Genomic DNA, 8,944 nt, shown 5'->3' with positions numbered 1-8,944 from the left:
CGGCTGTCAGCGCTCGAGACTCGTGGCTTCGCCACATGCGCTTCGAGCACTGACAGCCGACGCGGGCCGAACCAGGGAATCGCGGAGGGGCGGTGCGAGAAAGGCAACCGCGCCCGCACCGACCTGGACAATCACCCGCGATCGACAATCTCTCGCCGCCGAGTTCAGCGAGGCCATCAGAGGGTTTCGGGCCGAGGGGCCCGAAACCCCGCCCCGCCGAAGGCGGGGCCGAAAACACAGCTCAGGCGGTGGCGGCGTGAATTTCCTGGGCGCAGGTCGCGGCGCCGAGGATTTCTTCGAAGCGGGCTATGACCTTGTTGTGGTAGAGGCCGAAGAGGTCCTCGAAGAGAGCCAGCTGAGCCGCGGTGGGGCCGGAGGAGGATTCCCAGACCGCGATCAGGGCGCGCCATACCAGGACGTGTAGATCGGCGGCGCCGGCGAAGTAGGCTTCCACGGCTTCGGGGACCTCGAGCACCATTTCGCCGATCGAGTTCAGGATGGCGCGCTGCATACTCGATTCGAGTACGACCAGCAGGCGGCGGACGACGCCGATCTCGATGGCCAGGATGCGGCGGTGGTCGGGAACGTCCAGGCGGGCCAGGGTTTCGAGGGCGTCGATCTCGGCTTTGAGTTCGGCGAGGTCGGCACGGGCCGGAGAGCCGTGAACGGAACCGGTGTAGGCGAGCAGCGCGTCCATGACGATGCCGCGCTCCACCTCGACGATATCGCGGAACATCTCGATCGCGACGTCGGGCATGGGGATGGAGAAGCGGAACAGGTGCCGGTAGACGTCCAGGCCCCCGGCGGCGCGGACCTCGCGGATGGTGAAACCCTTACCGCGGCGGGCCTCGACGAATCCGTAGGACTCCAGGCGGCCGAGGGTGAGCTGCGCGGTGGCTCGGTTCATCTCGAACTCTTCGGCGACCTGGCGAACCGAGGGCATCAGCTCGCCCGGCTGGTACTCCCCCGCGGCGACCCGCCGTGCCAGTTCGTCGGCGACGTCGGCGACCACCGTACGGGACCCCATGGATACACCTCTCTCGGCATCTGATACGTCCCAGACAGTCTATGCGCAAATATGCCAGACTGCACAGGAGAACAGGCAAAACGCTTTCTGGGGATGAGGGATGAGCAGTCGACGGGATCCGGGCGCGCCGCCGGTGCGCCGGGCGCTGCGCAGCGCCAAACTCGTGGCGCTGCCGGTCGCCTATGCGGGGCGGCAGGCCGCCGGTGCGGGGCGGCGCGCGCTCGGCCACTCCGCGCAGGAGGTGAACCGGGATATCCAGACCCGCACCGCCGAGCATATGTTCGCGGTACTGGGCGAACTGAAGGGTTGCGCCGCCAAACTCGGGCAGCTGCTGGCGGTCTATCAGCTGGCGCTGCCCCGGGAGCTCGCCGCGCCGTATCAGGTGGCCCTGGCGCGATTGCAGGATTCGGCGCCGGTGATGCTGCCCGCGTCCGTGCACGGGGTGATGGCGGCGAGTCTCGGCCCCGGCTGGCGCGAACTCTTCCGCGAGTTCGACGACCGCCGCGCGGCGGCGGCCTCGATCGGTCAGGTGCATCGCGGAGTGTGGCACGACGGGCGCCCGGTCGCGGTGAAGGTGATGTATCCGGGCGCCCGGGAAGCGGTGGAGTCGGATCTGCTGCAGTTGCGGCGTATCTCGACCCTCGCCTCGGTGTTCCTGCCGGGCGCGGATGTGAAGTCGATCACCGACGCGCTGTGCGAGAGCGTGCGCGCGGAACTGGACTACGCCGCCGAGGCCGACAATCAGCGGGCCTTCGCCGCCGCGTATGCCGGCAGCGACGAGTTCCGGGTGCCGGAGGTGCTGGTTCAGCGCGGCGATGTGCTGGTGTCGGAATGGCTGGACGGGATTCCGGCGACCCGGATCATCCGGTCGGGCACCCAGGAGCAGCGGGACCGCCTCGGCACCTTGATGTTGCGGTTCGTGCTGGCGGGCTGGGACCGGCACCGGCTGCTCTATTGCGATCCGCATCCGGGCAATCTGTGGCTGCTACCCGACGGCCGGCTGGGTGTCGCCGATTTCGGCGCCTGCGCACCGTGGCCGCATCCGGACTTCACCGATCTGACCGTGGATCTGTGCGACGCGATTTTCAACGCCGGCCCGGCGGCGCTGGAGTCGGCCGTGCGCAGCCACGGGTTCGCCCAGCCGGGGCGGCCGTTCGACGCGGGCGCGCTCGATATCGCGCTGTCGGCGTGCGGGGAACCGGTGCGTCACGATCGGTTCCGGATCACCACCCCGTGGTTGCGGAAACAGGTTCTGCGCATCACCAGTCCGCGATTGACGAATGTGATGCGCGAGCTCACGCTGCCCGCGCATTGCACACCTTTCGCACGGGCCGGGCTGACGTTGGTGGGCACCTTGAGCCAGCTCGAATGCGAATGCGATTTCCGGACGGAACTGGAGCGTGCGGTTCCCGAGCTCGCCGAGGTCTTCGCGGCGATGCGGCAGAACATGGGGCACGCCGAAGGTGACGAGCGGGCATTTTCGGCCGCACCGTCTGGGACATTTTACGGTGAGATGCCGTAATTTACGGAAAAACTATCCTATTTATCGGCAGAGGCGGTCAGTAACCCCACCACCGGCGCCAAGCGGGCAGCAACTGTCGCGCGAACACCGCATAGCCCGCCGCGCCCGGGTGGGCACCGTCACCCGCGCGGACCTCGTCGGCCCATACCGACTCCTCGGCCAGCAGCCCGAAGCTCCCCGCGTACGGCACGCCGAATTCGGCGCAGACCCCGGCGAAACCCGAATCGAGTTCCGCGATCCGCCGATTGTGCACCACGTCGTCCACCGGCGGCGGCCCCACCATCAGAACCGGCCACCCCCGCGCCCGCGCGGCAGCCAGCAGCGCGGCCAGATTCGCGGTAGCGGCCGGCGTGGCCACCCGCGGCGCGCCGTCGAGCAGCACCGTGTCGTTCACGCCGAACGAGAACACCACCCGGCATTCGGACCCGGACGGCAGCCGCGCCTCACACTCGGGCAGCCAGCGTCCGGCGATATCACCGGACGTATTACCGCGGATCCCCAGGTTGTACGCGGTCAACGCCAGGCCCGCGGTCCCGGCGTGCGCGGTCAGCCTGCCGCTCCACCCGAGGGCCTCGGGATCTCCCACCCCGGCCACGAACGAATCCCCCACGAAACAGATACGACGATCACCACTCACCCACGCATTCTGGCAGCGTGTTGGTGTGTATCGTCCGGCTCGGCCTCCTGCATACTCACGACCTGGTGCGCGCGGGCGGCCGCACAGCTTCACCTCGATCCGAAAGTATTGATACGACATGCGAGTCGATGGGCGGGAGATCCCGGTCACGGGCAGCCTGCTACAGCCGCTCACCCGGCGGACCAGCGATATCCTCCGTGTCGTCTTCGCGTCCGTCGGTGTCGCTGTCGTCATCGCCGGATCCCTGATCACCCGCCCCGAATGGCTCGCGCTCGAGCGGTCGGTCTCCAATATCGTCGGATTCCTCAACCCCGACCAATCCAATCTGGTCTACCTGCTCTACGGCATCGTGATCCTGATCCTGCCGTTCGCCATCCTGGTGGAACTGGTGTGGGGCGGACATTGGAAGCTACTGGCCGGCTACGCCACCGCGGGTCTGGTCGCCGGGATTCTGCTGTCCATCACCCCGAGTGGCCTGTCGGCACCGCAATGGCACCTGCAGGTGCCGGAGAATCTGGCCGACAAGACCTTCCTGCAGCAATTCCTGGATGATCCCCGCTGGATCGCGATGCTGGCCGCGGTACTCACCGTCTCCAGCCCGTGGCTGCCGGTGCGGGCCCGGCGATGGCTGTGGGTGCTGATACTCGCCTTCGCGCCGATGCACCTCGTGGTGAGCACGGTCGTACCGGCCCGCGCGATGTTCGGGCTGGTGGTCGGCTGGCTGGTCGGCGCGGTGATCGTGCTGCTGGTCGGGACCCCCGCGCTGGAGGTACCGCTGGACGCCGCGGTCCGGCAGCTGGCCCGCCGGGGCTACACGGTCAACCGGCTCACCGTCGTACGCCCGGCCGGACCCGGTGCGCTCATGCTCTCGGCCACCGTCGCCGAGCGGGAACGGGCCCTGGTGGTCGAGCTGTACGGCAAGAACCAGCGCACCCAGAGCGCGGTGCGCCAGCTGTGGCGCTGGCTGACCTTCCGCTCCAGCGAAACCGCGCCGCTGCACGGATCCATGCACCGCGCGGTCGAACATCGCGCGCTGATGGCGATCGCGCTGGGCGACCTGGGTGTGGCCGCGCATCGCCCGGTGGCGGTGGCGGGCCTGCCGCGCGGCTGGATGCTCTACGCGCACACCCTGCCGGCCGGACGTTCGATCGAGCAGGATCCCGCCGATACCGCTGCCCTCGACGCGGTCTGGCAGGCGCTGACCGTACTTCGTGAACGCGGGATCGCGCACGGGGAGCTACGGCCGGCCGAGATCCGGGTGTGCCCCGACGGCAAGGCAGCTTTCGGCGGTTTCACCTCGGCCGAGCTGTGTGCCTCGGATGCCCAGCTGCAGTCCGATATCGCCCAGCTGCTGGTCTCGATGACCGCGGTGTTCGGCCGCGAGGCCGCGGTGCGTTCGGCGATCGAGGCGCTGGGCGAGGAGACGGTACTCACCGCGTCGCGCCGGTTGACCCGGTTCGCCATGCCGCGTGGAATCCGTGCGTCAATCCCGGATTGGAAATCCGTGGTGGGCGCCGCCCGCGACGAAGTGCGAACCCAGACCGGCCAGGACCGGATCGAGGCCGAACAGATCACCCGGTTCAGCCGCAAGAGCCTCATCCAGCTGGTACTGCTCATCGCTCTGGTCTATGTGGCGTATCCCTTCATCAGCGCCGTACCCACATTCTTCACCCAGCTCCGGGAGGCCAACTGGTGGTGGGCGCTGGCCGGGCTGGCACTGTCCACGCTGACCTATCTCGGCACCGCCGCCGCCCTCTGGGCCTGCGCGTCGGGGCTGGTGAAGTACTGGCCACTGGTGCTCATGCAGATCGCGAACACCTTCGCCGCCACCACCACCCCGGCGCGAGTGGGTGGACTGGCACTGAGCGTGCGGTTCCTGCAGAAGGGTGGGGTGGGGGCCGTACGCGCCACCGCGGCCGTGGCCCTGCAGCAGGGCGTCCAGGTCTGCACGCATCTGGGGTTGCTGGTGTTGTTCAGCGTCGCCGCCGGCACCTCGACCGACCTCTCGCATTTCGTGCCCTCGCCCACGGTGCTGTACCTGATCGCCGGCGTCGGGGTCGGGATCATCGGCACCTTCATGTTCGTGCCGAAGCTGCGACGCTGGCTGAACAATTCGGTGATCCCGCAGGTGCAGGAGGTCATCGGCGAACTCGCGGTGCTGGCGCGCGACCCGAAGCGGTGCGCGGTGATCGTGCTCGGCTGCGCGGCACTCACCCTGGGCCAGGCACTGGCACTGTGGGCGAGCGTGCAGGCGTTCGGCGGCGGGACGACCTTCGTCACCGTCACCATCGTGACCATGATCGGCGGCACCCTCGCCTCCGCCGCGCCGACCCCCGGTGGTGTCGGCGCGGTGGAGGCCGCGTTGATCGGCGGTCTCGCCGCGTTCGGTCTGCCGGCCGAGGTCGCGGTGCCGTCGGTACTGCTCTACCGGGTGCTCACCTGCTGGATCCCGGTGTTCTGCGGCTGGCAGGTCATGCGCTGGATGACCGAGAAGAACATGATCTGAGCTGAAACCTGGAAGACGAACCGACGGCCCGCGGAAGCGGCCGGATCCGGATCGGGTTCAGCCCCCGACAGCGCGCTGTTCGCGACCGCCGGCGACGAAACCAGCCCTGCCTCCGGTCGCCGCTGGTCAGAGTAGGACGGGGCGGGCCTCGCTCGCTTTGCGGTATTTGCCGTGGGTTCCTTCGCCGAGGAGCCAGGTCACCGGCATGCCCGGGGTGATGGCCTGTTCGTCGCCTTCGTACTGCCACAGGCAGAACCAGACATCGCCCCCGCGATCGGCGATGAGGCCGTCGTAGCTGTGGGGCAGCCACCATCGGACCACACCGTGCAGATCCGGATCGGGATCCTTCGCCGCCTTGACCTGCCCGTAGGGGATCAATCCGGTACGGCCCTGCCAGCCGGTGGGGGTGGGCAGTAGCGGCTGGTCGCCCCCGGCAGGGTCGGCGGGCCAGATCTTTCCGCTGCGCGACAGCACGTCGTCGTGGATTCCCTCGGCGATCTCATGGGCCACAGCGGTCGGGGAGTGTCCGCCGGGGCTGCAGCCGACGAGCACTTTCCAGGTCGGGACGGTGAACTCGATCCACCAGTCCAGTGCGTCCGGTCGGCGGCGCCGATGCTCGGGCATCGTTTCGTCGATGCGTACCTCGACACCGAGGGCCGCCTCGATATCAGCGGCCACCAGGTCCGCGCCCTGCCTCGATATCTCCTGATCCATGGCTTCTATCCTGCCGAGTACGGAACGGTGCATCGGTTGATGGGGGTCACGTACAGCACCTTGCCGGCAGCGTGGGAGACGATCACCCGGATTTCGTTGCCGGAGTCGTAGATGTAGCGACCGTCCTGCAGACGGCTCGAAGCCGGGCCCGCCCATTGTCAGGTTGGGGTAGAGCCTAAATAGACGGAGTCCTTCTGGCCTGCCTCGGCGACCTGCCCGGGTCAGTGGTCTTTCTCTTGTCGTGTGCTGTGTCGGCGTGACCGGTTGCGGCCGGGCGGGGTTGGCAGACTGGGTGTTGTGACCACAGCGGATCCGCAGCCCGCGATCGCGGCCGGCGAAGACACACCACAGCCGGACACAGCAGGTCGGCAGGCCCAGTCGTCCACGGCCTCCTCGGCACCGGATCAGGCGCAATCGGTGGCCAGCCCTGCGGATCGACCACAGGAGCCGCCTTCGGTAGCGAGATGGTTGAGGGCAGCCACGATCGTGAGCGCGGCCGGCACCCTGATGGCTGCGCTCGCCGCGGTGGGTGCGCTCTACTTTTCCAACAGCACGGTCAGTGCCTCCAACGAGCAGCTCGGTCTGGCGCGACAGACTGCGCAGTCCGAGTTGTTCAAGTCCGCGGCCGAGCAGCTGGACTCGGATAAGGAAAGCGTCCGCCTCAGCGGGGTCTACCTGCTCGAACGCCTCGCGCTGGACTCAGTGGCCGACCAGCCCACCGTCCGTCGGCTGCTGGAGGCGTTCGTGCGCACCGAAACCTCCAGCAGAACCTGCGAACCACCCGAACGAGAAGCGCCGGTAGATATTCAGGCCGCCTTGGACGTCATCGGGAAATACGGTGACTTACCAGCCCCTACGCCAGTGGCGAACCTCTTTGCGGCATGCCTGGTCGCGACATCATTGGAAGAAGCCAATCTTCCGGATGCATGGTTGGAAGAAGCGGACCTCACCTGGGCATCGCTGTACCTGGCGAACCTTACTCAGGCCGATCTGGAGGAAGCGAACCTCACCGAGGCACATCTGAAAGAGGCGAATCTCACCGAGGCCGTTCTGGTCAATACGAACCTTGCAAGGGCATTTCTGACCAGCGCCGTACTCACCAAGGCGATCCTGGAGAACGCCAACCTCGCCGACGCATCCTTGTATCTGGCGGACCTCACTGGTGCCGACCTCAGGGGCGCCGACCTCACCAGCGTCGACCTCAGGGGCGCCAACCTCACCGACGCTTATCTCGTTGGCACGGACCTGCTCGGCGCGAATCTCACCGAGGCGAATCTCACCGGAGTCTTCTACGACGGAAGCACACGGTGGCCGGCGGGGTTCGCACCACCACCGTCTGCGTGAGGGGCGAATCTATATCGGGGATGGCTCGTCGAGCGCCACCGGGGGTGGTGGTGTCGAGCGCTTCATGGGGGTCGAGGAATCGGGGTTGTTCAGTCGGCTGACGCCGCGTCGGGTGTCGCCATGTCGGTTCGTGACGGGCGGCCGGTGGTGGGCGTGTCGCTCAACACGCAGCCAATGACCGGTGAATATAGCTTGAGAGTATTAGTTGCGGGGTTGACGGGTATCGAAGGTGCTTGTGCACCGCAGTTGCGAGTGCCGTGCCTCGAATTCCCTTACCGAAAGGACAATTGTGCGACGCATCCTCGAAACCGCCGCAGTGGCCGCCGCTGCCGCGGTGACCGTGCTGGCGATCCCGCTCAGCGCCCACGCAGCCGGAGGGGTGTTCACTACCGAAGACACGCAGGGGGGCACCTCCTCCTCCACCACGCTGGAGAATCCCGAAGATGGCAAGTGCTACCTCGTGGAAATGGCGGATAGCGCGATCAATCGCACCGACACGCCCGTCACGCTCTACGACTCGGAGGACTGCGAGCGCGGTTCGGAGGTGGTCCTGCTCCCGCCCGGCGGCGAGGAGTATGGGTTGGTGCCCTTCGTGGCCGTGAAGTTCGGTGACTGACCTGAGCTGAGTGGGGCGTCCGCCGCGGGGCCGTGTGGCCGGCGGCGGACGTGCCTGTCTCGCGACCGAGATCCGCGGCGCCACGCCGCAGTTGGCCTCGGTCAGCTCTTCGCGGTCAGTTCCGGCAGGTACTTGTAGAGCGTGGTCCGCGAGATCCCGAGTAGCCGCCCTGTCCACCCGCCGGCGGATGCCTGCGTTGGCTTCGACCTGTGCCGGTGGTCGATTCACTAAATGATGCGCGGTGGCGCCCCGGTTCGGCGCGTCTCCCGGCCTCTCGGAAGGCCGATTTGGTGCTACCGGAACATTTCGTGCCGATGCTCCTCGACCCCTACATCGCCACTATGTCCGCGATGACACAGGCAATGTTGTCGGGCGCTCCATGGGCGTACGCGTGCTCGATCAGCTGCTGGATGACCTGCTCGGGATCGGCTGCTGTGTTGAGAGCGGTGCGCAATACATTGCGGTCGACGGTGGCAGACAGTCCGTCGGAGCACAATAGGTAGCGGTCACCGGCCAGGGCGGTGCGCAAAGCCAGGTCTGCCTCGACTTGGCGTTCGCCGGCCCCGAGGACCGACAGC

General features: G+C 67.5%; 8 protein-coding genes. 4 read left to right on the top strand and 4 right to left on the bottom strand.

All coding sequences use genetic code 11. From position 1 onward, the window contains the following. Positions 1-241: 241 nt before the first annotated feature. Complete coding sequence (locus ACWDU1_RS24695) at positions 242-1,027, bottom strand: GntR family transcriptional regulator (protein ID WP_450001954.1); 786 nt, start codon at positions 1,025-1,027, stop codon at positions 242-244. Positions 1,028-1,127: 100 nt separating this feature from the next. Here ACWDU1_RS24695 and ACWDU1_RS24690 point away from each other — a divergent pair, with 100 nt between their 5' ends. After that, positions 1,128-2,549, top strand: a complete 1,422-nt coding sequence (locus ACWDU1_RS24690; protein WP_450001953.1) for an ABC1 kinase family protein — start codon at positions 1,128-1,130, stop codon at positions 2,547-2,549. Positions 2,550-2,586: 37 nt separating this feature from the next. On the opposite strand, the gene ACWDU1_RS24685 is transcribed toward ACWDU1_RS24690, so the two are convergent. Beyond that, positions 2,587-3,186: a GDSL-type esterase/lipase family protein gene (locus ACWDU1_RS24685; protein ID WP_450001951.1), complete on the bottom strand. Its 600-nt coding sequence runs from the start codon at positions 3,184-3,186 to the stop codon at positions 2,587-2,589. 118 nt (positions 3,187-3,304) lie between these two features. On the opposite strand from ACWDU1_RS24685, the gene ACWDU1_RS24680 reads away from it, so the two are divergent. Next, positions 3,305-5,692 (top strand): lysylphosphatidylglycerol synthase transmembrane domain-containing protein, encoded by a 2,388-nt coding sequence (locus ACWDU1_RS24680; RefSeq protein WP_450001949.1) that lies wholly within the window; start codon positions 3,305-3,307, stop codon positions 5,690-5,692. Between the two features lie 126 nt (positions 5,693-5,818). On the opposite strand, the gene ACWDU1_RS24675 is transcribed toward ACWDU1_RS24680, so the two are convergent. After that, positions 5,819-6,406 (bottom strand): hypothetical protein, encoded by a 588-nt coding sequence (locus ACWDU1_RS24675; protein ID WP_450001947.1) that lies wholly within the window; start codon positions 6,404-6,406, stop codon positions 5,819-5,821. A 297-nt stretch (positions 6,407-6,703) separates the two neighbouring features. On the opposite strand from ACWDU1_RS24675, the gene ACWDU1_RS24670 reads away from it, so the two are divergent. Together ACWDU1_RS24670 and ACWDU1_RS24665 are read left to right on the top strand one after the other, a co-directional pair. Beyond that, positions 6,704-7,750 carry a pentapeptide repeat-containing protein gene (locus tag ACWDU1_RS24670; protein WP_450001946.1) on the top strand — a complete coding sequence of 349 codons (1,047 nt, stop codon included), beginning with the start codon at positions 6,704-6,706 and terminating at the stop codon, positions 7,748-7,750. A gap of 289 nt (positions 7,751-8,039) precedes the next feature. Further along, positions 8,040-8,366, top strand: a complete 327-nt coding sequence (locus ACWDU1_RS24665; protein ID WP_450001944.1) for a hypothetical protein — start codon at positions 8,040-8,042, stop codon at positions 8,364-8,366. 328 nt (positions 8,367-8,694) lie between these two features. Here the strand turns inward: ACWDU1_RS24665 and ACWDU1_RS24660 are convergent. Then, a partial coding sequence (locus ACWDU1_RS24660; RefSeq protein ID WP_450001942.1) for a PP2C family protein-serine/threonine phosphatase occupies positions 8,695-8,944 on the bottom strand: 250 nt, incomplete at its 5' end.

Source organism: Nocardia sp. NPDC003345, assembly GCF_053589395.1.
This window is presented reverse-complemented; position numbering and strand designations above follow the sequence as displayed.